Genomic DNA, 26,409 nt, shown 5'->3' on the forward strand with positions numbered 1-26,409 from the left:
CATCGCTGCTCCAAGGCAAGCATTCGCTATAAGATTGAGAGGTTACCTGAATACGAGAATCCTGAAGTCGATTGGTGTATGACTACGTAGCGTAATGATCTTGTCCACCCTGGCTTTAGTTATTTTTGTATTTTGAGCCGATTTTAACGTAAGTTTATTACCCCAATTTATTGTAGTACCTACTGAAAGTTGGTGGATAAGCTAAACGAGTTATTGCTTTTGCTTTAAAACATCGTCAACTACCCGTATAGCCGAAGTAGATGCACCATTGGAATGGGTATCCTCGGTGAAATCACCGGCAAAATAAATACGGCCTTGGGGCAGCCTTAAAGAATCAGAAAGACTGTCAAAGCGCGACCTGCCAACAGGCCAAGAAGCAATAGCTCTGGGATGATAACGGTAAAAGGTCATTTGCTTGACCGATGAACCAAATCCTGGCCACTGTTTCTCGAAAGCTTCAAGTAACGCTTTCTGATCGTCCTCCAATCCGTTAGCTCTGGCATTAAAACGTTCAGCATGAATGCCGGTAACCAGTAAATTTAAGACAGCATCTTTATTGGCTTCGGATTTTCCCTCATAGATAACACCCAAAGGGCCATCGGAAAGAATAGGTAAAAGGCTCTCACCTTTGGCTGTCCAATAATGTCTGGCCTTATTATCCACCAGCACATGGGCAGTAAAGTAAGCGCCACCCAATTGTGTTCGTATCGCCTCCTTTCTGTCGGAAGAAAGCGGTGGATTAAACTGAATATCATTTAGTCTGAATAAAGGTACCGTGGTAATTGCGTATTTGGCACGGTAAACTTGTTGCTGAAAAGTGCCCATGTCGGTAGTCGTTATTTCTACACCCGTATCGGTAGATTTAATATGGGTGACCAGTTGGTTAAGGCCTATATTATCATTACCGACAAAATCAGCGATAGCTTGTGCGGCACGTTGATTGCCACCCACCACATGATAAGGAGATTGACCTTTGCCTGAGAAAAAATGCCACTCCGCAATACCATCCAGTGCACTGATTTGTTGCCATGAAGTGGCATATTCCGGCTCGGTTTCAATACGCACAAATTCTTGGGTCTTAACGGAGAGACCGCTGGTTTCATGTATCCAGTCAGCAAACGATATCTCTTTCAGGGCCAGAAGATTGCCAGCCAAAGGACGAATTTCCAGCTGTTTATAAAGCTCCGTCATTTTTTTATCCCACTTTTTGTAAGCATCCATTTCATCGTCACTGATAACTGACTGAAGAAATTCTAAATTACTTTTATGTGTAAAGGGATAAAGCTTGCTTTGATAATAAAAGCTTGAAAAACTGGTGTAGGAGGTTTCCAGAGGGACGTTAAGTTCATGCAATATCTCAAGCGCAGGATTACTCTCCCAAAATTCTTCCAATCCTATTTCTGCTTGCGCGTTGTCCGGATAAGAAGCCGTACGTATACGGCCACCAACATGTGGACTCATCTCCAGTATAACGACTGTTTTACCGGCTTTTTTCAAATAATAGGCTGAACTTAAGCCGGATAAGCCGGCACCGACAATTAAAACATCGGCGCTATTATTATCGGCATACACCAAGCCTGATTGCAAGCCAAGCATGAGAGTCAAAAAAGAAAACCCTATAAAACGCTGCCGGATATTAAGAAAACAGATTGTCATTTCAGCCTCAACTTGATTAAGTTTATAACTACTTGCCATTTATTGAAAAATCTATTCTTCTTCCGAAACAATACTGTTAACTGAAATTTGGATTTTTCCCATTTCGGTTAAATAATCCCTATAAAAATCATTGTAATTCATCAAATTTCTTATGCAGGAATAGCTGTCAATAAACTACCTTACCTTTTTTTTCAGTCCATAATTTAAAGGGCTGCAAGGCATTGGGCAGGTTTACATGGTGCATTGCAATAGTACGTTCAGATGGCGAAATTAAAATTTCATCATAAATAAAACTATCGTCAAAATTTGCGGCAGCGGCATCAAAACGACTACAAGCATAATAAACTTTTGCAAGCCTTGCCCAGTAGATTGCGCCTAAACACATAGGGCAAGGTTCGCAACTGGTGTAAAGAATACAGCCGTGAAGCTGAAAATCATTAAGCGCTATACACGCCAGGCGTATTGCCGAAATCTCCGCATGAGCGGTAGGATCAAGAGAGCTGGTGACCTTATTGCCACTGGCCGCTATCAGTCGCTTATCTTTAACAATAATCGCTCCATAAGGACCACCGGCACCTGAGGTGACATTGTCTGCTGCCAGATCGATGGCTTGCTGTAAAAATCCCTCGTGCATCTATAGCCCCAAGGGATTATTGGGGTCAACATCCGCCATAAAAGGCAGACGTCTATCCTGGTGAGTGAGTTGATATATCTTGCCTAACCAGTTATTAAAAACAGCCTTTGCCGTATCACTCCAGGTATTATCAATATGCTCCAGAACCTCGGCTTCAGGAAATACATCCAGTGGTTTACCAAAATGCCTGGATGATCTGACATGTAGCTCATAATCGGAAAAAATTTGCTGCACAATTTCATTAAAATAATGTTCAGGGAAAGGCGGATAGTCTGCCCTTTCCCTTCGATAAAAGCGCATCACTTCGCGTTTATATTCCTTTAACAAACTAATATCATCGTATTCGGGATGACCTTGAAAGAATACAATACGAAAACCATCAGGACTCACTGCAAGATGTACTCCGGCTTCTTTGCTGGCAGCCAAAATTTTAAGCCCACACCGTTCCATATCACTCTGAAATATTTCATTAAACCGGGAATGAGGTACATCAAAGCGGGTGTTAATTTCTGCAACCAGGGGATGGGTTCGGTTGATGAGCTTATGGGTAAAAACTCCCCAACGTTTGGCAGGTAATCGGGTGCGCTCAATACCGTAAAGATATTGAATGACAGCGTGAGTGGCAAGGCATGAGCAGAGCACAGAGGTGACATTTTCATTAGCCCAGGAAAAAACTTCCATCAGCGGTTGCCAGAAATCCTCTTCAGGCAGACTGGGATGAGTGACATTGGCACCACTGATAATTAGGGCATCCAGACCATCCAGCTTGATTTGCTCAAAGGACTCATAATATTTATCAATATGCGCCTGCGCATCAGGACTTCTTGTCAAACCTGCCACCGTAAAAGGATGAACATGGAATTGAACAATTTGATTACAGGCCCCCACTAATCGAAAAAATTGTCTTTCTGTCGCTTCCAGTGCAGCATCCGGCATTAAATTAAGAAAACCGATATGCATTTCCCTAATATCCTGTTGACTCGCACGATCCGGCGCTAATATTTCTTCACCTTCTTCACGCAGACGTTGAAAAGTGGGCAAATCAATATGGGCGACTAAAGGCATAATAACAACCTACTGGTTATCATCACTGTTTAGCCAGCGCATCGGTAATCAACCGGATAAAATCAGCTTCATTCCTGACAGCAGCGGCATCGTTAGCATCAACGGTATAACCGTACTGGTCGGCGATAGCCTGATAACGAGGTAACCTGGATTTGAATAGCTCAGGAAAAACCCAGGAAACAAATTCATCCGGTGGCATAACATCGGTAGAGGCATAGTTTTTCAGGGCCATAAATTCAGCGAGCTTTTCATCAAGAAACGCTTCCCGATAATACAATGGCTTGGGATCAGTTTTGGCTCGCTCAATAATGGTTTGCTCCAAAGCTGGTGGTATTTTGATATAAATAATTAGCGTATTTTGAGCCAGTGTTTTCAAGACATCAGGACTGTCCAACTCACAAACGCTACCTCCGGCATCGTTGATAAAATGATGATAACCGTAGATATCTTCGGCTTTATGAATAAATTCAGGGACATCGTTCATGGCAGCAATTTCGGCCTGATGATGCAATAATTGCCGACGTTTAAATTCCTGTAAAGACAATCCGGCATGAGCCGGATCACCAAGCTTTCCCAAAAAAGAAGATACCGGAGCAAGATTATCAACGGTTATTTTATTGGAAATATAAATAGAATCCGATAATAATAACTCACGCAAAAAAGGCACACTCATTGCTTGGCGTTTAATATTATCAAGAATGGGCTCTCGTAGATATTTCGTGCCTATCCGATAATCACCCGAATAATGAAACCATTTGGCTTTAGGTAATTTATTGGCTAATGTCGTTTTTCCGGCGCCTGACATAGCCAGCAAAGTAATTCTTTTTGATGGCCAGTCTAAGAATTCCTGTGGGCTCATTTTCATGTAAAAGTTTCCTTACTTATCCAGATAATTTTCAATGTCCATATCCTCATCATTGGGCTTGTGGGAATCCGTGTCTGAATAGCCCAGATCATCGGTTTCAATGTCATCAAAAGGAGCGCTCCAATCCTCAGGCGCTTCGATGTAATCAAAGGTTGAGTTATACCAACTGTCATTATCATATTCGCCAATATCACCATTAAGGTATTGAACTTCAATTGAATCGTCATTTTCATCGATAGCAACAACTTTAAATTTCAGTTTGTTTTCTACGTCTTTGTACCAGCTATCGATGATAGGGTCTGTTACTGTTGTCATAATACTCACCTTAAATGTTAGTCAGAATATTCGATAAGATATAAATTAATCACTGACATAAAATAACTTTAGCGATTTAAAAACACCTATGCCGTTTATCCTAAACCTTTGTACAAAGATGAACTAGCCAAAATTATAAAATGCACATTACTTGGCAGAGTTTATTAACCCGCTTTAAGCAAAAAAATATTTTTCCGAAGTTGAAATACTCTTACTATTTTTTATTTTTACCTTAAAACATATCGCCAAAAACTATCCTGTTTAGGGATAGTTTAATCAGTTATAAAGGAAGTCCGGCTTACTTGCAAGTGGGTAATCTTGTACTGACGCTTGTCTGGCGTTAAGGTATTCTATCAAGTAACAAGAACGTTGCCATGAAGGCTCCTGACCTGCATTGGATAACAGAAATTTAGCCGTTTAAGGGAACGACAGATTTGTCGTACAGATTTATTAATTTTATGATTATAAAAGAGCAAGATTTTCCGGGTAAACCGATGAAAATAGATCATTATTCTGTCGAAAGACAAAGATCCACCCGATAAAATGTTCAGTGACAATATTTAGATTAATCGGTGCATTGCAAAATAAATATTATGATGGTAAAAATATAAGCGCCGAACCACCAGTTTTAAATTTTTTGTAATACGTGGTATCGACAATCTAAATATTCTAAATAATACCGAGGAGATAATAATGAAAAAAATAGCATCCGTATTTGCAGGTTTATTGCTGTGTTTAAGCACAAACGTTTTCGCAGAAGAACATGCCGACCAAGCCCTGGAGCATGCCAGCACTGCTGTAGTACACGGTAAAGCCGGTCATGCACCTATTTTGGTCGAACATGCAAAAGCCGCTCTGGATCATACCTTGGCTGCTTCTATCGTGGCCAAAAGCATACCAAAAAATCATTTAAACGCAGCCGCTGATTCGTTGCAAAAAGCTATTGATGAGGGCAATTTGGGGCACGTACAACCTGCTACAAAATCTGCCGAAGAAGCAGTAGAACACATAAAAGCCAGTCAAAAATAATATCAAGATCTGTTTGAACAAAACGGGCAGATTATTTTGCCCGTTTTTTATAGTGTTATAGTTTCTGTTAATAAGCTGAATAATTTTTCCAAGGCTGACTCAACTATTCATAGATGACAAATCCACCGGGCGGAACCGTTAAGCGAACTGCTTTGCCATTTCGTGCTTCAATCCTGACTTCTAAACCTTTCTGTTTGGGATCAGTTGAATAAAGGCATTTTAAAAACGTCGAATTATCCCCATGCAAATTGTTATCAATGGTCACCCAAGCAGTTCGGGATTGATCAACATCGGTGTTAATTGCCAGTACCATTTCGTGATTATTGAAGATGCGCGACCAAGGTACGACAGACAGAATAAGGCCACCAATCATTTGTGGATAACCAAAAGTACCGGCATCACCACTATCAGAAATTTGCCGAAGATACTGCCGCCCTCTACGCAGAGCAATAAACTCTTGTCTGATTTTATTAATGTCCGCAATTATTCGGTAGATTTTATGATCCTCATTAAAAAAATGCAGACCACTACTTTGAATGGAGCCAAATTTTCCACCAAACATACATTCACGCAAATAACGGTCATTATCTCCAGCACCGTTAAAGGCTTGTTCCGTGCCGTAAAACAGACAGGGAATGCCCATCGTGGTGAGATTAAGAGCAACAACAGTTGATAAATGTGCGTAACCATTACTTTCAGCGCAAAAGCGTGCCTTGTTATTACCTTTACGAACTTGATCATGATCATCAAAAAGCGTGACGATATGCTTGCCAAACCACACATGAGAATCTTTTCTGACCAGTATCGAATTTCTAAACAAATTAAAGTAGGATTGCGGATCACGATAACCTTTTGCCAGATATTCCATCTTGTCCGGTATATCATCAATACCCAAAGCCGCATTGAGCCCCGTCGTTTCCATCGTATCAAAGGCAAATTCACGACCTCCGGTGATTTCACCAATCAGGTAGAAGTTTTCCTTACCCAGACTTTGAGCATATTCTTGAATGACTGCGGTGAAGTAACGGGTAGCCCCTGGCTCCATATGTTTGACTGTATCAATACGATAGCCGTCAATGTCGGCGAATGCGATCCAGAATTTATAGATATCACAGAGTGCTGCAAGAGCCGCAGTGGGATGAAAACTATCAATAATCCTGTTGCCATAGACGTCACGATCATGTTCTCCGTGATTAATATCTTTCAGCGTCATAAAATCGCCTTCCCGATATTCAGGATCATAATCCCAGCTTGAAATACGACCTTTGCGGGTGAAAGTCTCTGGATACTGCAACTCTGTCGGCCAGATAGCTTGATCAGGCCACGCTTCAGGATGGGCAACTGTATCAATCCGTGCAAATGGAACATCAGGATTTCCATCAGCATTACGGTAGCCTTTAACCCGATAGGGATTATTATCCCAACGCGGATCCATGAAATGACCTCCATGCCCATCGCCAGTGTAATAGCGGTCAGCATCATAAGCGAATACATCGCCAGAATGATTAAAAATAATATCCAGAATAACGTAGATACCTTGCTTATGAGCGATATCTACCAAGTCCTGCAAATCTTGTCGTGTGCCAAAATGGGGATCGACATCCAAAAAATTCTGTATTGCGTAACCATGATAGGAGTGCTCGTCTTTAGGTTTTTGTTTAAATACCGGACTAATCCAGATCGCAGTGACCCCAAGACGTTTCAAATAACCTATTTTGCTTGCCAGGCCTTTCAAAGTCCCCCCCAGCCAACGGTTACCCTGTTCTGACCATTGCTTCCGATCGGTATTATAGGCATCCCGGTCAAATTGAAAAAGCGGCGTTATTCCGGTAGCTACCGACTTACCGTTATTGTCGACATAACCCTTTTCGTTGCCATCAGAAAATCGATCCAGCAATAAAAAATAAAGAACCTGATCTTCCCATGCCGCCGGTGAAGGATGAAATTCAGGTTTTTTATAAGCCGCCCAATCTATATCGGCAATTGATGATTCAATTTTATTATGGGTTTTATTATCTGTATTTTTCATGATTTTTTAACCTTCATTCTTTAAAAAAGTCATTGCAAAAGGAGCTAAAACGATCTGAAATTACTGCAAGTGATGTTACAATTCCGAAATAGTGAAAAAAGTTTACGAGGTGTAATTCTTGCCTTGTATCAGCATCTATTTCTCATGGTGACTTTCAAAAATTAAACTTCCGGTAAGATCATACAGATAACATCCCTTGAAGGGATGGTATCTGTTAACATCGAAATTATTTATCTGAGAATCTATAGAAAACCTAGAGCCCGAATTTCGTTGTTTGGACATATTTTTCACTGATCAGTGTCCACCAATCCACGGCCAGTCCTTTTAGGACATATTCATACGGTAGCCAACCATAACCCCCATCACCCCAACTGGTTCCCCAGGAATTTCTTATTAATAAAGCCCCTGTGGTTGTCGTACTGCTATTGGCGTTCTTGATGGTCAAGGCATCGTCATAACCGACCGCCATAATGGCATGTCCACCTGCTACCTTATCTTTAGAGGAAGGATAAGGAATTTTGCCTTTGCCTGCACCGTTCGCTTGACTCACAGAATTATAAACCGTAAAGCCAAACATGGAGGGTAAATTAGCCGCCAGATTAGTCTTGATTTGACTTAACAGATTTGCAGGAGTGGTGCCTACAGGATCGAGTCGGTAATAATTAACAGCCTGGAAAGATTGGGCAAAGGCATATAAAAATGCCGAAGGCTCTACATCAAAACTGGCAATTTTATAAGGCCAATACTTTTCCGGTGGAACCCCAAATAATGCCATGGCTCCCATAGTGGTTCGCAAATAGGCACCGGTATCACCAGTCCAGCCCAAAAGATTGCGGGTTGCTTTGTAAAGAAACAATCTGGAGCCGTCCAGCCATTCACCATAGGCTTTTTTTTGATAGAACTCGATCATTCCAACACCGGCATTAGCTGTGCATGACCCCAACTGCCCCTGATCCTCAATAGGAGCACACCACGCACGGAGATCTACTTTAGCGGGCAAAGCTGGCGGCGCAGTCAATACGTTGAGCTGTTTAAGCAGGGGTTTAATGTCCTCATGTTGAGGTGAGTAATCTCTGAAATCGGGCAGATCGCGAACCCAGCCCAAACCATAATTTTCTTGTAATTCGTTCATCGTCTTATCTCCAAAAATTAAGTAATATTCTTGATTATTTTTATCGAAGTTGTCGCACTATTTTATTTAGTAGCTCCTTAAAGAGGATTTGTTGTCTTGAATTAATTTAATCGGATAATCATTTCTTAATAACAAGAGTCACTTCAAAAGTTTTTAAAGGCGGTATATTTTGCTCAAAGGATCGATGGAATATCAGCTTCACTATGCTTGTTCCTGCCGCAAGCGCATGCAGTTTTATAATTTCCATGCCAACAGATCCTGGCACTTTATCGTTGGCAAAAAACTCTGCTTGACCGAGCCTCAGTCTATTCACATCTAACGAACATGGCTCCCAGATATATCCTGTAGTTGGATTTGCTGGTAATATAATTTCCAGTTCTTCGCCAATACTGATCTCGAACGTTCTACCGTAATCTCTTTCACTTAATCTCATGGATTCGCCTGACAAAATATTAACCGGATGTCCCAGCATAAATGCATTAACAAGAATTGCGCATAAATTATCTTGATTAGCGACGAACCTCAGTCAGTACTTTCACAATGGCTTGGATGCAGAAATTCTGTTTATGCTTCAAAACACCTGACACAAACCATTTATGACTATCGGTTCAGACTCCCTTTGGTAATCTCTGGCACCAAAGCCACGGGATTACCTAAATAAGAAAGTTTTAGGTACAGACTGAAGCAGCTGGTTACTGCGCCCGAATAGTACCCATGATTTGAACGTTAACAGGATAACCGTCCAATTTTACAGGTAACGTTAATTTGTCTAATTTAGCCTGACTTTCAACGCCTATAACAATAACTGATTGTCCGTTATCACCCTGACCAATACCGACCGAAACGACGCCCGGCATGGTCATTAATTGGTTTTCATGTTTGTTTTTAACCTGTTGAATAGATTCTGTCACAGTAACTCCCTCCTCCGGACTGCATCCGATTGCAAGTATTAGTAGCAATGATAAAAAGCTCAGTTTCACAACGTTAAATTAAGCGCAGAAAATACATTTTCTATACGATTAATAATCGTAGTCGTATCACTGCCGGCAAAAAGCAATCCAACCAGCTCATCATTATTGTTTAATATTGCCGAACCGCTATCACCTGGTTGGCTTATAGCTCCCGCCATAATTTGGTCGGTAAACAAAGCCGTACGATTTTCTCCATAACTCACATTAGCAGTAACATCCACCTGTGTCACTTGCCCTTCGGTATAATTGGTGGTTCGTCCGGTTTTTTTAAGCGGCATGCCTAACACTGCAGATGCTGTGCCTTTGATAGCTCCAATATTGAGAATTTCCGGGAGTACATCTTCCAGGCTTATAGGGCGGGCAATAGCCGCATCAACCAGATTTTCTGCTGCTCTTATTCTGACTGCTTTCAGACGGGTATCACTACCCACTACACCAGACAGAGCATTTAAAATGGCAACAATATTGCCAGCGATGTCACAATCGCTGGGTAGCTCCTGAAGAGTAATAGCGATAAAATCTTCCAGCGTTGCTATTTGATCATCAGGGTTTTTTCCGCCATCATAAGAGCCGGGTTGCAAAATGGCATCACCAATTTTTGCCGCATTGATGTTGGCCAAGACATGATTATTAGACAATATCATCCATTCTCCATTTCTGCGTACCCAGCAACCTAAAGTTCCAGCGGTAATATCTTTGTGACCGACACTGACGCCACCGGGAGCGGGACGAAAACGCTCCGTAGGCGCTTGAAAAGCACGAATGATACCTGTAGCGACAACGTCTGTTGGTACACCGCCAATTTCAGCGGGTATCAAATTTCGTGACGACAAACCGGAAGTGGGTAATTTATTGACAACAGAGCAAATGATACTGGGTATGTCAGTTAATTTTCCGTCAACCATTTTATAGCCGACACCTGTAGCCACGACATTGGCGTAGCCTAACAATTCTGTGGAACGCTCTTTTAAGATACCGCGAACCGTAGTGACAACTGTATTGTTCATATCAAACCTCTTTGCAATTAGCTGTTATTATTAATTAGGGTATTTATAACCTCGGGGGGTTAAGACATTTACAAAAAATTCGAGCTTACGTAAAAACTTTCTCGGCAAGTGAAGCGCTCGTGCCTTCCAATTGAGGGGTTTGGCCATAACCTCTGACATTCACAGTCACTTGTGCATCAAGGCGACGTCGTGTGATTGATACGCCAGCTCCCCTTAACACCTTGCAGAAGTTATATGTAAAAACACCCCTGTATACACCACCGATAAGTGTTTCGGCAGAAGTCTGGTTATCGCGGCATGCTGCCCACAAAACGTGGTTCAGACCAGGCACAACGAGAGCATCTCTTGTAGCTGCTGTTCCTCCAGGCATGAGTAAACCAATCGTGGGAAGTGAAGGATGAGCATCCAGAAAGAACCCCCAATCTATAGGTGGCTCAATATAACGATAAGCGACATATAGCTCCTCAGGGGCTGCTGCCATAAGCGCCAACTCCCGGGTCCCGGTGCCGGCATGACAGGAATCGAAAATAATATCCAGATTTACCCCGGCCGGCAAGCCGGCAAGCATGGCGCGAAAATCGTCATCCTTAAGCATACCGGCACTGGCATAGTCATGCGGGACAATGGTTTCATCTTTACCATCTAATTCATCCCCGTTAACATTCGCTACTTGCGAGCCATGCCCGGAATAAAAAAAGATCAATACATCGCCTTTCTTCGCTCCCTTAATCAACCATTTGAAACCGTTAATAATGGCCGCCTTTGTTGCTCTACTGTCGGTTAGAATTTGCATTGCGGCCGGGGTTGCCGGGACGATACCAAGGGCACTCAAAGTATTGGCCATGTCGCGGACATCGTTTATACAGCCGCGTAAGTCAGGCCCTCCAGCACCGACGGGTGCATAATCATTAATTCCAACCAACAATGCTTTCTTTGTCATGATAGTTCTCCTTTGCTTCAGTTAAATAGCCGCTAGTTCCGACAAATACTCTGGTGCTGCGGCATTTATGCATCAGAGCCGCTAATTTTTAGGAATTATTTATCTGGCCATAATGGCTAGCTGTTAATCTAAGTCACTTTTCAAACAATGTATTAACGATGTCTGCCGTAACGTCTAACATAAAAATTTACCTGCTAGGTGAACTTCACATTGGGCGCTTCAGTGTCGACACCAATCAAACCGATAGCCCGAAATAACAGGATTTTTGAAGGTTTTAGGCCTTATGTAAGGATGATGTTATTGGTACCGACAACGGCTAAAATTAATAATATGCTTGTAAAAAAAAACAGCTCTTTTAGTATTTGCAGTCTCCATTTTATTATCCTTTTTTTGGAAAAATTACTTCGGGCTGATTGTAAATTAAATGAATAAGGATGACAGACGCCATTGATGTTCTATCTAATTTCTTGGAAAGGAGTAAAAAATATCGTGAGCAATTTATAAAGTTGCCGCTTCAGAATAAAACCGATTCTCTACCAGCTTCTAATTAACAAGGTTTTTGTCGCTTCTTTAGTGTAAATAAAATGTTTGATTTTTTGACGCCATCATAACCAATGTACCCAAAAATTAACGCTTTCAACTAAATATGCCTAACTCATGAACCGCACTTATTCTATCCACAGCCTCACTAAGAAAAATTAATCCAGGTTAATTTTTTAACAAAAAATTTATTTTTATTTAACAGCCGTTGATACACCGCAAAAAAACTGACAGAAAGCTATCCGTATTTATACCTATTAAAAGCCGACCATTAATTATGTTAGACTTGCCCTTTATAGCTGTTTCATATTGCTATCGGGGTATAGGTCACATGTATTTTCGTTCAAATGGATCAAAAGGGCTATGCTGTACATGCCCTAACCGATATTTCCAGTTTTGCAAAAGCCTGTTAAACAGCTCTTCAACAGAATTTGATCCGCATGCTGTTAAAAATCTGGCAGTGACTGCAAAGCAATATTTATATCACCAAGGCGATCTAAATAACGAGTTATTTGTCTTGCGAGAAGGTTGGGTAATGCTGACCAGGCTTTCCGAAGACGGTAAACGTCAGGTGTTTCGATCAGTCTTGCCAGGGGAGCTACTCGGATTTCAACAACACCTAAACGGCCCTGCTATCTATTCAGCTATCGCTTTATTGGACAGTGTCCTCTGCAAGGTTCCAAAAAGTGTAGAGCACTATTCTACCCAGCCAGAACTGGCTTTAAGTCTTGCTGCTACAGAAGCTTGTGACAAGATGCTCACCGAAATGTATCTGGGAAATATTACCCATCGAAACGCACGAGAAAGGATCGCTTTTATGGTGTTGGAGCTTTTTCATCGACTCATGCTGCGTGGCCTGAATAATGAATACTCCATTCAATTTCCACTTAAACAGGAAGATATAGGAGATACGCTTGGACTGACTACCGTACATGTCAACCGAACTTTACACGCCTTTAGGGACGAAGGCGTATTGCAAATACAAAGACATGAATTGACCATTCTGGATTACGACAGTCTTTATTCTTTAGCCGGGTCTACCTTTAAAATTTTAGTCCCTGAGGGACTTGAAAACCCGATTGAAGCGGGCAGAGTTGGCAGCCAAGTCTTTCGGAGTAGTTAAAAATGCAAAAGCCCCGAAGATTATTAAAATCAACGAGGCTTTAAAGCGCTATCGAAAAGTAATGTTTGAACAGCCATCAAGCTTTACGACATATTGGCGATTCGCTTAGTGTGCTTGCAATTTATCAAACCATTCTTTTTCACGGGCTACAGAAGTAAGAAAAGTTCCACGGTGATTACCTGATTTAACCTGCTCGGTAACAATTAACTGACTACCCATGCTTTTTTGATAAATAGAAGCCAGTTTACCTATTGGAATGGCAATAACTTCATCCAACGTGCCGTAATACATTTTTACCGGTGTTTTGAATACGCTACGATAGGTTTGCATATTGGCCATAATTTTGCCATATTCGGAGCCGGCAAAATAGCTTGGATCTGAATATTCATCATTAAGCAACTTTTTGAAATCAGTTGGAACTCTCGGAAGAATTTCTTTAAAAAGCTCTTCTTGATTACTGTAATCCCTCTCATATACTTTTCGCATGTCATCATAATAAGCTGGCTTTATAACCGCTTTCGCAAGACCGGGCTTGGAAAAATAATTTTCATAAGAAAATACGCTAAAAGCAACCAAAGTATTTAACCACTTGGCATCGATTTTTCTTGGATGATAAAGCCATCCGTTCATCGCAGCAAAAGGATCACTGGGGGCTGATGCAGTAGACGCGGCTTTAACAGGAATGCCTCGGCTTTCAAGTTTCTCCAGAAAGGCTGTAGTAACAAAGCCTCCTTGTGACCAACCTGCCAGAAATAAGTCTGTCTGGCTTATTTTTTTTTCTTGTTTGAGAAATTGAATCGCCGCATCATACAAATCATTACAAGCTTGCTGTTCGCTGGCCTTGACTGAATAGGCCTCAGGTTCTATGGAATCACCCATACCGAAGTAATCAGCGGCTATGACTATATAACCTTGGCCGGCAAATTGGGCAACCATTAACCGTGTTTCATAAGCACCAGGATTAGCTTGATCAGAAAATGCATAGGACGGCACTTCATGTTTTCCGAACACCGTACCATGCTGATAAGAAACGATAGGCAGAGCTGAGGCATCGCGAATTTTAGGGATCGCCAATAAGCCAAAGGCCTTGGTTGGCTTATTGCCCTGCTCCGGGATAATTGAATCGTAAGCGACTTTAAAAAGCTCTACATCATATTTGGCAGGCGAATAATGTGGCAAAACATAGTTCTTCGGTGTTCCGACCGAAAAAATATCGCGCTCTTTAGTCAGTATCTTATTAAGTTGCGAGATAGTTTGTAGTTCGAGAGGCGTAAATTTAAAATCCGCTTGCACACTCGTGGTAAAAACAAACAACAGTAAGCCAATATATAATTTCATAGTTATTCCGATTAATTATTTTTTGCGATCTTGATTTTGTAAAAAATTACGAATCGTCGACCTTATCGGCAAGCAGGGTCAACTGCTTGATTAAGGCATATAATTCCTCGGTAGTTTCGGTGCGTACTGTAGCATGAGCGACTTTTCGACCTTGACGGGGTGCTTTATCGTAAAGATGCAAATGCGCATGAGGCACTGCCAATAATTCTTCAGTAACAGGCAATCCACCAATAAAATTAACCATCGCAGCTTTACCAACAGCGGTAGATGCTCCTAAAGGCAAATCCAGAATGGCACGCAAATGATTTTCAAACTGGCTGGTTTCTGCGCCTTCAATCGTCCAATGCCCGGAGTTATGAACACGCGGGGCAAACTCATTGGCAATTAATTTTCCGTTAACTTCAAATAATTCCAGCGCCAACACGCCGACATAATCCAGTGCTTCCATTAAACGAGAGACATAAGTTTCTGCTTGTTGCTGCATGGGATCATTATCACAACTTTCTGAAACACGCAAAATGCCGGCGCGATGTAAATTTTGGGAGAGCGGATAAAAAACGGTAGCGCCGGAAACATTACGAGCGGCAATGATGGACACTTCACGGGTAAACGGAACAAAGGCTTCAACAACCCCTTGCACACCTGCCAATTGCTCCCAAGCCGGTTTTAAGTCAGCAACCGATTTGAGCAAGGATTGGCCTTTGCCGTCATAACCCATAGTGCAGCTTTTTAAAATAGCCGGCCAGCCAATAATTGCCATTGCCTGTTCCAGACTCTCAAAACTATCCACTGCGACATAAGGCGAAACAGGAATGTCAATGTCATGAAAAAAAGCTTTTTCGATTAACCGATCCTGCGCGACTGCCAAAGCTTTAGGGGCAGGATGCACTTGAGTGTGTGAAGCCAGAAATTCAGCCACATCAGCCGGTACATTTTCAAACTCATAAGTGACTACATCAGCACGCTCTGCAAGTTGCGCGAGCAAACGCGGATCGTTATAATCGCCGAGTAAATGTTCACCCAGTCTGCTGGCACAGGCATCTACCGAGGGATCAAGAAAAATAAAATCCACACCTAAAGGATAACCCGCTAAAGCAATCATTCTGGCAAGCTGCCCTGCCCCCAGTACACCGACTATCATAAAATTTCCTCACGTGGATCAGAGTGCGCGAGCACGTTTTCAGTCTGCTCACTTCTAAACGCATTCAATGCGGCCCGATAATCCGTATGTTTATTGCTGATAATGGCTGCCGCTAATAATGCTGCGTTAATAGCACCTGCTTTACCAATCGCCAGTGTACCTACCGGAATACCTGCCGGCATTTGCACAATGGACAGTAATGAATCCATACCATTTAGAGTCTTGGATTGCACTGGGACCCCCAAAACAGGAATCGCTGTTTTTGCAGCGGTCATGCCGGGCAAATGTGCCGCACCACCGGCACCCGCAATGATAACTTCCAGGCCTTTGGATTCTGCGGTTTCTGCGTATTTAAATAGTTTGTCGGGGGTTCTATGTGCCGAAACTACTTCAACTTCATGAGGAATGCCCAGACGTTCCAGTGTTTCAGCTGCAAAGCGCATAGTTTCCCAATCAGAGGTCGAGCCCATGATGATGCCAACCAGTGCTGTCATGCATTACTCCTTGATAGTATCAGTACAATCTGGATAATTTAAAAGGCGCGTAGTATCGCATAAATGGCGTCATGATGCTTTCTAAGTTACAGAACATTTTATCAGCCAAACCGGTGATTATTGATCGGATATGAAAAAGCATTAAACAGGTAATAGCTAATGAAATAATCATTGAACCAGTACCAATGAATATCAACAATCTAAAGAGAACTAGAACGAGTGGTTATAAAATGATAAAGTTGTCAATTTATTCTGTGATAGATTCAAGGTCCGATTGTTAATCCTTGAGCCTTTTAACCCTTGTGATGCAATCCATGAAAACACACACCTTTACAAAAAAAATTTTTTTGGCTGCTTTAGCCAGTATTATTATTGCCCTATCAATGACTGGTTGCTCAGATGACAATGATATCAATAAGGAAAAAAAGCCACCGGTTAAAACCGTCTTTAACCCGTTTGATCATTCTCATGATGTCCCTGTGACTGATATTCAAAAGCATAAATTTGAGCATGATTTTGCTGCACAATGTGTGACAAGAGAATTGAAAAATTCCGTGAATGTAGAAGAAGACAAAGAACGCTTCTCTAAATCTTGCGAATGTGTTGCGTCCGAGATGATGCAAGATTTAACGGCTCAAGAAGCTGAAAAATTTCTTACCGAACATGAAAATCCACGGTCATTACAAATCAAATATACTGCCGCTGTTTACCATTGCACACAACAGAGTGCAGTAAAAGGCTTTAAAACTTTTAATACACCCAAACCTGAACCTAAAAAAGAAGAAGGTTTTTTTAACAAGTTTTTTTAAATTTTTAAGACTTTTACAAGGTAGGGGTAATCCCTTGATTGCCCTAATACTTGCCTCGAGCTCAAGCTAAAATAATAATCGTTTTTTCTGCCAGTTCTTTTAAAATCTGCAAACCGCCAGCAACAATCATATCCGGGTCAGGGTGATTGGACTCTTTGGCGACCTGCTGCAAACAATCTTCCACCAACAGCTTTTCATGTTCCTGAATAATTTCCAGTAATCGGTAAGTCATTGGCGTAATTTCAATAAAATTAACATTATCCTCATTGTTACGGTAAACGATCAAAAATGTCAGTTGTTCAGGCGGTTCCAAAGGTAAAAAAACAGGGGCTATTTTATGGACAGGGTATTGATAAGCCAATGACCAGGCTAACGGTGATAAACAAACAGACTGTTTAAAGAAATTATTTAAATCCGGATTGCCGCTAACGACCTCTTCTTTGGCTATGGATAAGGCCATTTCTACCCATTCATAATGAGCCAACTCCAGGATAAAGGGAAAATCCTCAGAGCTATCCCGTTCATTTTGCAAGTAATCCAGAAACTCTTCCGGAATTTGTGAAAAATGCGGCGATTGGCACGGATGTTTTACGAAAAAATCCTGAACCAAAGCCAACCATTGCTGATCATTAAGTATCTTTCTTAAAACCGGAAAATTACCCGACAAAAACCCCTCAATATTATTAAAAAATAACTCCCTGTACATAATCATGCGCGACTCTTTAACATCTGCCGGAGCAGGATTTTTTTGCGGATCTCTGATATAAGCAGCAAATTCATCCTGTTTGCTTTTAAAGTCAACACGACCATCGGCTTTAAGCAGATTGTTTTTCATGCTGTACTCTCCACGCGTTTTGCATCGTTCTGATCGTATCGACTTCTGTTAATAACTCAGGCATAGCGGGAATATTAAAGTCTCGTTCCAACAAAGTTGGAAATATGCCATACAGCTCGTAGGCTTTGCCCAACAATTTCCATACCGGGTCAATAATATCGGCACCGTGCGTATCAACCAGAAAATCCTCAGCTTCTACATAATGTCCGGCAATATGGGCATAAGCAATACGGTGTGCCGGCATAGCCTTTAAAAACGCCTCGGCATCGTAATGGTGATTAACACTGTTGACGTAAATATTGTTAATATCGATCAATACATCACAATCTGCTTCTTCAATAACGGCATTGAAAAAATCTATCTCACGCATTTCCTGTCCTGGAGCTGCGTAATAAGAGACATTTTCGATGGCTATTTTTTGCTCCAGAATATCTTGTACGCGTTTAATGCGTGCAGCGACATGCGAAACCGCTTCCGAGGTAAACGGAATCGGCATCAGATCATACATGTGCCCGCCTTTACTGCAATAACTCAAATGTTCACTATAAAATTTCATTTGATGTTCCGCCATAAACTGTTTGACATCACGGACAAATTTTTCATCCAGCGGATCTGTGCTGCCTATCGACAGCGACAAGCCATGACAAACAAAATCAAAACGTTCAGTCATTGCGCGAAATTGTTTACCAAATTTACCACCGATGGTGATCCAGTTTTCAGGAGCAACTTCATAAAAGTCGATATTTTTTGGCGGCGTTTCAACAAGCTGGCTTAAAAAAGGTCGACGCAGGCCTAAACCGGCACCATGAACGAGATGTTGAGTTGTGTCCATAAGAACACCTGTGAGTGATTTGCTGGAAACTGGAAGGCATGATGTCATGCCTTCCCTATTGCAAGGGTTAGGTGGGGCATAAACAAAGCCCCATTAACGCTTTTTATTTTGTTGGTGTAACAGGAACTGTAGGTTTTGACATTTTATCGCCGCAAGCGCCTTCTTTACCCTTCATTGATTCGCCTTTGTTCATTTCGCCGCAGGCACCTTCTTTACCTTTCATCATGCCACCACAAGAAGCTTCCATACCGGGCTTCATTTTACCGTCTTTCATCATGTCACCACATGAACCTTCGGTAGCTTTTGCTGCTGGTGCAGCCTTGGCATGATTTTTAGCACCGGCACAGGCACCTTCCGGAGTTTTAGGTTTAGCCATTCCGCCCATAGCAGCGCCACAAGACATTTCTGCGGCTTTGTCCGCTTCAGCAACCTGCATATAACCGGTAGACAGCTCGGTCATGCCAAATGGATTAACTTCCGCATTAGCAGCAGTTACAGCAAATGTTGAAATTAAAACAGCACCCATAGCAGCGACTAAAGGTGTTTTATTGATTTTTTTCATTTTGACTCCCGAATATTATTATAAAGGTTCGATAAGTAAAACTTATCGAATAAAACCATCATACCAAAGACCGATAAATAAATATCCTTTTACCCAAACATAGTCGCTTCATCATGACTGTAAAAGTCTTAAAGAGTTAAGCTACGATCACTAAACAGTACTCGGACAGGACTTTGAATGGCTACAGATAAAGGCCTGTCGCTATTTTTAGCTTGAAACTTTAGCTTGTTTTCTCCTTAAAATCACACAGGTCTTGAATAACACAACTATGGCACTTTGGTTTTCTTGCAATGCAAGTATATCGGCCATGCAAGATTAGTAAATGGTGAGCGTCTTTTTTATGTTGTTTAGGCACCCATTTATTAAGTTTGCGCTCCACTTCCAGAACATTTTTACCCGGGGCAATCCCGGTACGGTTGGAAACCCTGAATATATGGGTATCCACGGCAATGGTAGGGTGGCCAAAAGCCGTATTAAGAATGACGTTGGCCGTTTTTCTACCGACACCTGCCAAAGCTTCCAGTTGCTCTCGAGTTTCAGGAATATGGCCACCATGTTGTTCGAGTAGTTGCCGGCAAAGCTTTATTATATTTTCACCTTTGGTATTGTATAAGCCGATAGTTTTGATATAGCTTTTTAAATTTGCCAAACCCAATGTCAAAATACTGTCAGGCGTATTGGCAACGGCAAATAATAGGGTGGTTGCTTTATTAACGCCCTTATCGGTCGCTTGCGCGGATAAGACGACCGCAATGAGCAGTTCGAAGGAACTGCGATAATTTAGTTCTGTGGTGGGTTCCGGTATGGCTACCGACAGCCTGTCAAAAATAGCCTGGCGTTTTTTTTGATTCATAGTGAGTTTTAAAATAATCCCGTGCGTCATGAACAATTATTATGCCAAAGATTCTGTTCTACAGGATCACTATCTTGGCTTTTAGTGGCTCAGAAAACCGTCATAAAGAACAGAAAGCATCAAAAATAAAATTTTTTCAAGCATCATAAAAAGTAACATTGTTCAAATACCCTTCTCTACGGATAGTCGATTGACTCTTAACTCTATCACTATTCAACAGGAAATTTTTTTCTTATACTGCATGGATATGGTATCTTTCTCGTTAGATTAGACGGTTGACTGTTCTCAGTGGATGCCTATTTGGTTTTTTGTTTTGATCGATAGAAACTATACCCTCTAAATTTTTTAACAGGCGTTATATTTACCATATGAATTCAAGTGAATTCATAACTCTTTACTCACTTTGAACTGTTACAAGGTTTTATGAAAATTACTCAAAATCTGACTCTATTCAACAGATATCGCTCCAGTCGTTTTCCAAATACGATCTTGTTGTTCCCTGCTATCATTGGATTATTGATCAGCGGCTGCGAAAAGCCCAAACAACCGGTCGCAGCAAGTTTACCCACAGTCAAAGTCACCCAGGTTATTCAACAGGATGTGCCGGTAGAGCAAGTGTGGGTAGGTACACTGGATGGCATGGTTAACGCTCAAATCAACGCACAAGTTACCGGTTATTTAATCAAGCAAAATTACAAGGAAGGCGAGTTGGTTAAAAAAAACCAACTGCTCTACCAAATTGACCCACGCACTTTTGAAGCGACCCTTGCACAAGCAAAGGCTAATCTGGCACAGCAACAAGCAGTACTGATAACCAATCAACTTGCCATGGACAGAGTCAAACGCCTGTTACCCGAAAAAGCGGTCAGTGTGTTGGACCGTGATAATGCCGTGGGTGCTGTGGCAAGTTCACAAGCACAAGTACTGGCGGCACAAGCCGCCGTTGAAAGTGCCCAATTAAATCTGGGGTTTACTAAAATCACCTCACCCATTAACGGTATAGCCGGCATATCAAAAGCCCAGCTTGGTGATTTAGTGGGGCCCGGCAGTACCAGTAATGCGCTTACCCAAGTATCTCAGGTCGAACCTATTCGCGCCTATATTGGCTTGAACGAAAAACAATATTTTCATTTAGCTGAAAGCGAAAAACAACGAGGTACAGATCAACCCGAACCTGTACCTTTACAGTTAACACTAGCCAATAACTCTGTTTATCCTCATAACGGCACGTTTTACTTTGCCGACCGGCAAGTAGATGTTAATACCGGCACTATTAAAATTGCCGTGTTATTTTCAAACCCCGACAATATTCTGCGCCCCGGTATGTATGCACGTATTCGTGCCACCACATCGGTTAAGCATGATGCTTTAGTCGTGCCACAACAAGCCTTGATTAAATTACAAACAGCCACTCAACTGGCCGTGGTCAATGCCGATAAAAGCATCAGTATTCGTTCGGTAAATCCTGGTGAAACTACTGGCTCCATGGTTATTATTGACGACGGCTTGAAACCCGGTGAACAGGTTATCGTTGAAGGTCTGCAAAAAATTCGCGATGGTATGAAAGTAAATCCGGAGCCTTATAAAGAACCAACGCCAACGACTGGCAACAGCGCGGAGCAATAAGTCAATGGCCAAATTCTTTATTAATCGACCTATCGTTGCGATGGTAATAGCCATTCTTATGGTTATTCTTGGTCTGGTGGCAATGGCGGGTTTGCCGATTGCCCAGTTTCCCAATTTGGCTCCGCCTGAAATTCAAGTGAGCACCACTTATAACGGTGCTGATGCCCTGACCATGGAACAATCGGTGGCAACACCCATTGAACAGCAAATGTCAGGGGTCGATAACATGACCTACATGTATTCCATTAACACCAATAGCGGCAATACCAATCTACGGGTCGATTTTGATGTCAGTACTGACCCAAATACCGACCAAATTCTTGCGCAAATGCGCGAAACACAGGCTGCTTCCCAGCTTCCTTCTGCGGTTAATAATTTTGGCGTAACCGTTCAAAAGTCTACCGTCGCCCCACTGTTAATGTTTGCCCTGTATTCGCCCAAAGGGACTTATGACAATATTTTTCTGGCCAATTATGCTTATATCAATCTTAACGACAAGCTGACCCGCATTAAAGGCATCTCCACGGTTTCAGTTTTTGGTGCCGGTCAGTATGCCATGCGTATTTGGGTAAAACCCGACAAGTTGGCATCGCTGGATATTACTATCCCGGAAATTGTTAATGCCATTCAAGCGCAAAATACCGTTAATCCGGCCGGACAAGTGGGTGGCGAACCGATCCCTAACGGTCAGGAATTTACCTATGCTTTACGTGCACAAGGGCGTTTGCAAACCGAAGAAGACTTTGGCAACGTCATTTTACGTGTTGATAAAACCGGTTCAACGGTACGTATTAAAGATGTTGGTCGCATTGAATTAGGGGCGCAAAATTACTCAGTATCCAGTCGTTTAAACGGACAGCCCACCGCACTGATTGCGCTTTATCAATTACCGGGCTCCAATGCACTAGACGCAGCCAACGGCGCCAAGGCCTTAATGGCTGAACAAAAAAAGAGCTTTCCGGCTGATTTCGATTATGCCGTAGCGCTTGATACTACGCTGGCAGTGACTGAGGGGATTGATGATATTGTCCAAACGCTGTTTGAAGCCTTGGTGCTGGTTATTATTGTCGTCTATCTATTTTTACAAAGTTGGCGAGCTACGCTGATTCCCTTACTGGCTGTACCGGTGGCTTTAATCGGTACCTTTGCATTTTTTCCAATGTTTGGTTTTTCCATTAATACCTTATCTTTATTCGGTCTGGTACTAGCTGTCGGTTTGGTGATTGATGATGCGATAGTTGTGGTGGAAGCGGTAGAACACCATATTGAGGAAGGCCTGTCGCCTAAAGATGCCTCGTTTAAAGCCATGGAGGAAGTTTCAGGTCCGGTTATTGCCATTGCCATTATTCTGGCGGCTGTATTTGTACCAACGGCTTTTATTCCCGGCATTACCGGACGTCTTTATCAGCCGTTTGCATTAACCATAGCCATATCCGTTGCACTGTCTGCCTTTAATGCCTTAACGTTAACTCCGGCCTTATGTGCGTTACTACTTAAGCCAAAACCAAAGCAAAAAAGCACCAGCCTGTTACAACGGTTTTTTGACGGTTTTAATCGTATTTTTGGTCGCATTACCGACGGTTACGTTGGCGTTTGCGGTACCCTCATCCGTCGCAGCTTTTTTGGGTTAATGCTTTTGCTGGCGCTAACGTTGTGCGCCGGTTTTTTAGGCAATAAAATCCCTGCCAGCTTTTTACCGGATGAAGACCAAGGCTATATATATGGAGCCTTACAATTGCCAAATGCCTCATCGCTGCAAAGAACTAGCGAAATGGCCAGCCAAGTTGAAGAAGTATTAAAAAACACTGCCGGCGTTAAGTATTATTCAACCGTGCTGGGTTACAACATGCTTAGTCAGGCCAACACGACCTACAACGCTTTTTTCTTTATTACCCTCAAAGATTGGGCAGAGCGTAAAGCGCCAAATGAGCAATACACGGCCATTAAATTAGCCATTAATAAAGAATTAAGCAAACTGCCTGGAGGTGTCGCTTTGGTATTTCCACCGCCGGCCATTCCAGGTGTAGGTACCTCGGGCGGGGTCAGTTTTGTGCTTGAAGACAGAAGCGGTGATACAGTTCAGTTTTTAGCTGACAATACTGAAAAATTTATTAAAGCCGCGCAACAACGTCCTGAATTAGCGGGAGTTTTTACGACACTGATAGCCGCAACACCACAGTTATATGTCGATGTTGATAAGGATAAGGTTATTAAACAAGGTGTAAATTTAGCCGATGTTTATCAGACCATGCAGTATTACATGGGCAGCGGTTTTATTAATTACTTTAACCGCTTTGGTCGGCAATGGCAGGTTTATCTCGAAGCTGAAGGTGAATATCGAAAGACACCGGAGCCCTTGGGTCAGTTTTATGTACGCAATAAAAACGGTACTACCGTACCTTTATCGGCATTGACCACGGTTCGTGAAACCAGTGGTCCGGAATTTACCATGCGTTATAACCTGTATCGAAGCGCGTTGATTAATGCCTCAGCCAAGCCAGGTTATACCTCGGCACAAGCGATGCAGGCACTGGAGGAAGTCTTTGCCGAAACCATGCCATCAACAATGGGCTACGACTATATGGGCATGAGCTATCAAGAAAAAATTGCCCAGCAAGGGCTATCGCCAATGGTTATTTTTGGTTTTTCATTACTGTGCGTGTTTTTGATTTTAGCGGCGCTTTATGAAAGCTGGAGTTTACCGTTCAGCGTTTTATTGAGCACGCCTGTTGCCATATTTGGTGCATTTGCAGCCTTGATGCTGGGACAGTACGCCAATAATGTTTATGCGCAAATCGGCTTAGTCATGCTGATTGGTTTGGCGGCCAAAAATGCCATTTTGATTGTAGAATTTACCAAGATGGGTGTAGATCAGGGCAAGCCGTTGGTTGAAGCAACCTTGGCAGGAGCGCGTTTACGACTACGACCTATTTTAATGACCAGTTTGGCGTTTATTTTAGGCTGTGTACCTTTGGCTTTAGCCGATGGTGCCGGTGCTTTGGGACGACAAGTTATTGGTTACGTGGTCATTGGCGGCATGGCAGCGGCCTCGTTTATTGCTATCTTTTTGATTCCCTTAAGTTTCTATACGGTTGAAAAGCTATCGAATCGAGGTAAACCGGAGACTGTAGCCGACAGCCAACAGGAGCAAAAACATGACCAAGAATAAATTGCTGTTGTTGTTACTGGGCATCTCACTAACCGGTTGTTTTAAAGTAGGGCCTGATTATAAACGTCCCGATATTGATACCCCCAGCCATTGGCGCAACAATGAAACCGATGCGCTACTTAATGCAACCAATAACCAATGGTGGCAACAATTAGGCGACCCCGAACTCAATCGCCTGATAAAACAAGCGATCCAAGGCAATTACGATTTAAAAATAGCCATTGCCAATGTTGAACAATATATGGGCTTGTACGGCTCAACACGCGCCAATTTATTTCCGCAGATTACCGGCTCGTTTAAAACCCAACATCCGCAACCGGCAACCTCGCCACAATTTAGGCCGGACGGTGATTCTTATAACCTGAACGGAGGAATGAACTGGCAAATTGATATTTGGGGGGAATTAAGACGTGCCAACGAAGCGGCAATGGCAAACCTTCTCAGCCAGGAAGCAACGCGCCAAGGCGTAATGCTGACCCTGGTCAGTCAAGTCGCGAAAACTTACATTAATTTACGTGAACTCGACAGACAACTGGAAATAACCAAAGAAATCGTGGCAATTCTTAAAGAAGGCTTACGTATTAACACCATACGTTTTCAAGAAGGCTACACCTCCGAGCTGGAAGTTGAACAAACGGATTCTGAATATCAACTACAAAGTGCACAAATTCCCCTATACGAACAGCGTATCGCTTTAACTGAAAATGCCTTAAATGTTTTACTAGGCAAAAATCCAGGCCCCATTGCACGCGGCTTGACCTTGGATAAACTTAAACTACCAGCGATACCCGCAGGCTTGCCTTCCGATCTGTTAATAAGGCGACCTGATATTGCCCAGGCAGAGCAACAATTGATTGCTGCAAATGCGCGAATCGGCGTTGCCAGAGCACAATATTTTCCGAATATTTCCCTGACGGGTAGCGTAGGACAAATCAGCTCACAACTGGGTGGCCTTTTTGCACCCGGTGCCAACTTCTGGACAATAGGCTCGGCGATAGTCACCCCCATATTTACTGCGGGTAAAATTGCAGGGCAAGTACAAGCCGCCGAAGCTGTCCAAAAAGCTGCGTTAGCTAATTACAAACTGACCATTATTACTAGCTTTAGCGAATTTGAAAATGCACTGGTCAGTCTGATCAAAACCAAAGAACAAGAAGAAAAGCAAGTTGATCGAGTCGGTGCCAATAGTCGCTATTTCAATCTATCACGTATTCGTTATCAAGAAGGCTATGTTGATTACTTGAATGAACTGGATGCGATAAGACAATTAGTCAGTGCCCAGATTGATCTTACCACTGCGCGCGCATCGACTTTTAACTCTGCCATTGCTTTATACCTTGCCATGGGTGGCGGATGGATAGTTGCCGAGGAGAAGTCGGCCAATATACCCAAACCAAAACCGGCAGCCTATTTTCCCTAGCTTTTGCAGTTCCTCGTAGCGCCA

At 42.4% G+C, this 26,409-nt stretch carries 24 protein-coding genes; 6 read left to right on the forward strand and 18 right to left on the reverse strand.

Annotation, left to right across the window (positions count from 1 at the left end; all coding sequences use genetic code 11):
• Positions 1–210 precede the first annotated feature (210 nt).
• From N7974_RS09295 to N7974_RS09315, 5 genes are all read right to left on the reverse strand, one after another.
• Positions 211–1,695: a flavin monoamine oxidase family protein gene (locus N7974_RS09295; protein ID WP_262965347.1), complete on the reverse strand. Its 1,485-nt coding sequence runs from the start codon at positions 1,693–1,695 to the stop codon at positions 211–213.
• Positions 1,696–1,822: 127 nt separating this feature from the next.
• A complete protein-coding gene (locus N7974_RS09300; protein WP_262965348.1) occupies positions 1,823–2,290 on the reverse strand; it encodes a nucleoside deaminase in 468 nt (155 codons plus the stop codon).
• Positions 2,291–3,355, reverse strand: a complete 1,065-nt coding sequence (metA, locus tag N7974_RS09305; protein ID WP_262965349.1) for a homoserine O-succinyltransferase MetA — start codon at positions 3,353–3,355, stop codon at positions 2,291–2,293.
• A 22-nt stretch (positions 3,356–3,377) separates the two neighbouring features.
• Entirely contained in the window at positions 3,378–4,220 is an 843-nt protein-coding gene (locus N7974_RS09310; protein ID WP_262965350.1) for an ATPase, read from the reverse strand.
• Between the two features lie 12 nt (positions 4,221–4,232).
• The gene (locus N7974_RS09315; RefSeq protein WP_262965351.1) at positions 4,233–4,535 is read right to left on the reverse strand and encodes a DUF6763 family protein; all 303 of its coding nucleotides are present in this window, start codon (positions 4,533–4,535) and stop codon (positions 4,233–4,235) included.
• Between the two features lie 693 nt (positions 4,536–5,228).
• On the opposite strand from N7974_RS09315, the gene smbP reads away from it, so the two are divergent.
• A complete protein-coding gene (smbP, locus tag N7974_RS09320) occupies positions 5,229–5,564 on the forward strand; it encodes a small metal-binding protein SmbP (RefSeq protein ID WP_262965352.1) in 336 nt (111 codons plus the stop codon).
• A gap of 103 nt (positions 5,565–5,667) precedes the next feature.
• Here smbP and N7974_RS09325 read toward each other — a convergent pair whose 3' ends face one another.
• From N7974_RS09325 to N7974_RS09350, 6 genes are all read right to left on the reverse strand, one after another.
• Entirely contained in the window at positions 5,668–7,593 is a 1,926-nt protein-coding gene (locus N7974_RS09325) for an alpha-amylase family glycosyl hydrolase (protein WP_243220335.1), read from the reverse strand.
• A gap of 253 nt (positions 7,594–7,846) precedes the next feature.
• Positions 7,847–8,725, reverse strand: coding sequence for a C1 family peptidase (locus tag N7974_RS09330; RefSeq protein ID WP_262965353.1), 879 nt, complete (start codon positions 8,723–8,725; stop codon positions 7,847–7,849).
• A gap of 118 nt (positions 8,726–8,843) precedes the next feature.
• Positions 8,844–9,158 carry a protease inhibitor I42 family protein gene (locus N7974_RS09335; RefSeq protein ID WP_262965354.1) on the reverse strand — a complete coding sequence of 105 codons (315 nt, stop codon included), beginning with the start codon at positions 9,156–9,158 and terminating at the stop codon, positions 8,844–8,846.
• Between the two features lie 259 nt (positions 9,159–9,417).
• Complete coding sequence (locus N7974_RS09340; protein ID WP_262965355.1) at positions 9,418–9,636, reverse strand: hypothetical protein; 219 nt, start codon at positions 9,634–9,636, stop codon at positions 9,418–9,420.
• 65 nt (positions 9,637–9,701) lie between these two features.
• Entirely contained in the window at positions 9,702–10,703 is a 1,002-nt protein-coding gene (locus tag N7974_RS09345) for a S1 family peptidase (protein ID WP_262965356.1), read from the reverse strand.
• An 85-nt stretch (positions 10,704–10,788) separates the two neighbouring features.
• The gene (locus N7974_RS09350; RefSeq protein ID WP_262965357.1) at positions 10,789–11,643 is read right to left on the reverse strand and encodes a caspase family protein; all 855 of its coding nucleotides are present in this window, start codon (positions 11,641–11,643) and stop codon (positions 10,789–10,791) included.
• An 871-nt stretch (positions 11,644–12,514) separates the two neighbouring features.
• Between N7974_RS09350 and N7974_RS09355 the strand changes: the two genes are divergently transcribed.
• Positions 12,515–13,306, forward strand: a complete 792-nt coding sequence (locus N7974_RS09355; RefSeq protein WP_262965358.1) for a Crp/Fnr family transcriptional regulator — start codon at positions 12,515–12,517, stop codon at positions 13,304–13,306.
• Positions 13,307–13,411: 105 nt separating this feature from the next.
• On the opposite strand, the gene N7974_RS09360 is transcribed toward N7974_RS09355, so the two are convergent.
• The 3 genes from N7974_RS09360 to purE are packed head-to-tail and all read right to left on the reverse strand — an operon-like array spanning position 13,412 to position 16,279.
• Positions 13,412–14,644 (reverse strand): alpha/beta hydrolase family protein, encoded by a 1,233-nt coding sequence (locus N7974_RS09360; RefSeq protein WP_262965359.1) that lies wholly within the window; start codon positions 14,642–14,644, stop codon positions 13,412–13,414.
• Positions 14,645–14,690: 46 nt separating this feature from the next.
• Positions 14,691–15,785, reverse strand: a complete 1,095-nt coding sequence (locus N7974_RS09365) for a 5-(carboxyamino)imidazole ribonucleotide synthase (protein WP_262965360.1) — start codon at positions 15,783–15,785, stop codon at positions 14,691–14,693.
• Complete coding sequence (gene purE / locus N7974_RS09370) at positions 15,782–16,279, reverse strand: 5-(carboxyamino)imidazole ribonucleotide mutase (RefSeq protein WP_262965361.1); 498 nt, start codon at positions 16,277–16,279, stop codon at positions 15,782–15,784. The genes N7974_RS09365 and purE overlap by 4 nt, the downstream gene beginning before the upstream one ends.
• A gap of 314 nt (positions 16,280–16,593) precedes the next feature.
• Here purE and N7974_RS09375 point away from each other — a divergent pair, with 314 nt between their 5' ends.
• Positions 16,594–17,088 (forward strand): hypothetical protein, encoded by a 495-nt coding sequence (locus N7974_RS09375; RefSeq protein WP_262965362.1) that lies wholly within the window; start codon positions 16,594–16,596, stop codon positions 17,086–17,088.
• Between the two features lie 61 nt (positions 17,089–17,149).
• Here N7974_RS09375 and N7974_RS09380 read toward each other — a convergent pair whose 3' ends face one another.
• The 4 genes from N7974_RS09380 to nth all read right to left on the reverse strand — a co-directional run bounded on the left by N7974_RS09380 (position 17,150) and on the right by nth (position 20,170).
• Positions 17,150–17,923 (reverse strand): HvfC family RiPP maturation protein, encoded by a 774-nt coding sequence (locus tag N7974_RS09380; protein WP_262965363.1) that lies wholly within the window; start codon positions 17,921–17,923, stop codon positions 17,150–17,152.
• Complete coding sequence (locus tag N7974_RS09385) at positions 17,904–18,755, reverse strand: HvfB family MNIO-type RiPP peptide maturase (RefSeq protein WP_262965364.1); 852 nt, start codon at positions 18,753–18,755, stop codon at positions 17,904–17,906. Before N7974_RS09385 ends, N7974_RS09380 begins: the two co-directional genes overlap by 20 nt.
• A 103-nt stretch (positions 18,756–18,858) precedes the next feature.
• The gene (locus N7974_RS09390; protein WP_262965365.1) at positions 18,859–19,317 is read right to left on the reverse strand and encodes a hypothetical protein; all 459 of its coding nucleotides are present in this window, start codon (positions 19,315–19,317) and stop codon (positions 18,859–18,861) included.
• A gap of 220 nt (positions 19,318–19,537) precedes the next feature.
• Entirely contained in the window at positions 19,538–20,170 is a 633-nt protein-coding gene (gene nth / locus N7974_RS09395) for an endonuclease III (RefSeq protein ID WP_262965366.1), read from the reverse strand.
• Positions 20,171–20,593: 423 nt separating this feature from the next.
• On the opposite strand from nth, the gene N7974_RS09400 reads away from it, so the two are divergent.
• The 3 genes from N7974_RS09400 to N7974_RS09410 are packed head-to-tail and all read left to right on the forward strand — an operon-like array spanning position 20,594 to position 26,385.
• Complete coding sequence (locus N7974_RS09400; protein ID WP_262965367.1) at positions 20,594–21,796, forward strand: efflux RND transporter periplasmic adaptor subunit; 1,203 nt, start codon at positions 20,594–20,596, stop codon at positions 21,794–21,796.
• A 4-nt stretch (positions 21,797–21,800) separates the two neighbouring features.
• Entirely contained in the window at positions 21,801–24,965 is a 3,165-nt protein-coding gene (locus tag N7974_RS09405; RefSeq protein ID WP_262965368.1) for an efflux RND transporter permease subunit, read from the forward strand.
• Entirely contained in the window at positions 24,952–26,385 is a 1,434-nt protein-coding gene (locus N7974_RS09410; RefSeq protein ID WP_262965369.1) for an efflux transporter outer membrane subunit, read from the forward strand. Before N7974_RS09405 ends, N7974_RS09410 begins: the two co-directional genes overlap by 14 nt.
• The last annotated feature ends 24 nt before the right edge of the window (positions 26,386–26,409 follow it).

The sequence above is a fragment of the Methylobacter psychrophilus genome, assembly GCF_025583945.1.
Taxonomy (GTDB): domain Bacteria; phylum Pseudomonadota; class Gammaproteobacteria; order Methylococcales; family Methylomonadaceae; genus Methylobacter_C; species Methylobacter_C psychrophilus.

What these genes read in the sequence shown, in the direction of transcription:
- N7974_RS09295 (WP_262965347.1), bottom strand. Translation starts at nt 1,695, where the DNA reads ATGGCAAGTAGTTATAAACTTAATCAAGTTGAGGCTGAAATGACAATC.
- N7974_RS09300 (WP_262965348.1), bottom strand. Translation starts at nt 2,290, where the DNA reads ATGCACGAGGGATTTTTACAGCAAGCCATCGATCTGGCAGCAGACAAT.
- metA (WP_262965349.1), bottom strand. Translation starts at nt 3,355, where the DNA reads ATGCCTTTAGTCGCCCATATTGATTTGCCCACTTTTCAACGTCTGCGT.
- N7974_RS09310 (WP_262965350.1), bottom strand. Translation starts at nt 4,220, where the DNA reads ATGAAAATGAGCCCACAGGAATTCTTAGACTGGCCATCAAAAAGAATT.
- N7974_RS09315 (WP_262965351.1), bottom strand. Translation starts at nt 4,535, where the DNA reads ATGACAACAGTAACAGACCCTATCATCGATAGCTGGTACAAAGACGTA.
- smbP (WP_262965352.1), top strand. Translation starts at nt 5,229, where the DNA reads ATGAAAAAAATAGCATCCGTATTTGCAGGTTTATTGCTGTGTTTAAGC.
- N7974_RS09325 (WP_243220335.1), bottom strand. Translation starts at nt 7,593, where the DNA reads ATGAAAAATACAGATAATAAAACCCATAATAAAATTGAATCATCAATT.
- N7974_RS09330 (WP_262965353.1), bottom strand. Translation starts at nt 8,725, where the DNA reads ATGAACGAATTACAAGAAAATTATGGTTTGGGCTGGGTTCGCGATCTG.
- N7974_RS09335 (WP_262965354.1), bottom strand. Translation starts at nt 9,158, where the DNA reads ATGAGATTAAGTGAAAGAGATTACGGTAGAACGTTCGAGATCAGTATT.
- N7974_RS09345 (WP_262965356.1), bottom strand. Translation starts at nt 10,703, where the DNA reads ATGAACAATACAGTTGTCACTACGGTTCGCGGTATCTTAAAAGAGCGT.
- N7974_RS09350 (WP_262965357.1), bottom strand. Translation starts at nt 11,643, where the DNA reads ATGACAAAGAAAGCATTGTTGGTTGGAATTAATGATTATGCACCCGTC.
- N7974_RS09355 (WP_262965358.1), top strand. Translation starts at nt 12,515, where the DNA reads ATGTATTTTCGTTCAAATGGATCAAAAGGGCTATGCTGTACATGCCCT.
- N7974_RS09360 (WP_262965359.1), bottom strand. Translation starts at nt 14,644, where the DNA reads ATGAAATTATATATTGGCTTACTGTTGTTTGTTTTTACCACGAGTGTG.
- N7974_RS09365 (WP_262965360.1), bottom strand. Translation starts at nt 15,785, where the DNA reads ATGATAGTCGGTGTACTGGGGGCAGGGCAGCTTGCCAGAATGATTGCT.
- purE (WP_262965361.1), bottom strand. Translation starts at nt 16,279, where the DNA reads ATGACAGCACTGGTTGGCATCATCATGGGCTCGACCTCTGATTGGGAA.
- N7974_RS09375 (WP_262965362.1), top strand. Translation starts at nt 16,594, where the DNA reads ATGAAAACACACACCTTTACAAAAAAAATTTTTTTGGCTGCTTTAGCC.
- N7974_RS09380 (WP_262965363.1), bottom strand. Translation starts at nt 17,923, where the DNA reads ATGAAAAACAATCTGCTTAAAGCCGATGGTCGTGTTGACTTTAAAAGC.
- N7974_RS09385 (WP_262965364.1), bottom strand. Translation starts at nt 18,755, where the DNA reads ATGGACACAACTCAACATCTCGTTCATGGTGCCGGTTTAGGCCTGCGT.
- N7974_RS09390 (WP_262965365.1), bottom strand. Translation starts at nt 19,317, where the DNA reads ATGAAAAAAATCAATAAAACACCTTTAGTCGCTGCTATGGGTGCTGTT.
- nth (WP_262965366.1), bottom strand. Translation starts at nt 20,170, where the DNA reads ATGAATCAAAAAAAACGCCAGGCTATTTTTGACAGGCTGTCGGTAGCC.
- N7974_RS09400 (WP_262965367.1), top strand. Translation starts at nt 20,594, where the DNA reads ATGAAAATTACTCAAAATCTGACTCTATTCAACAGATATCGCTCCAGT.
- N7974_RS09405 (WP_262965368.1), top strand. Translation starts at nt 21,801, where the DNA reads ATGGCCAAATTCTTTATTAATCGACCTATCGTTGCGATGGTAATAGCC.
- N7974_RS09410 (WP_262965369.1), top strand. Translation starts at nt 24,952, where the DNA reads ATGACCAAGAATAAATTGCTGTTGTTGTTACTGGGCATCTCACTAACC.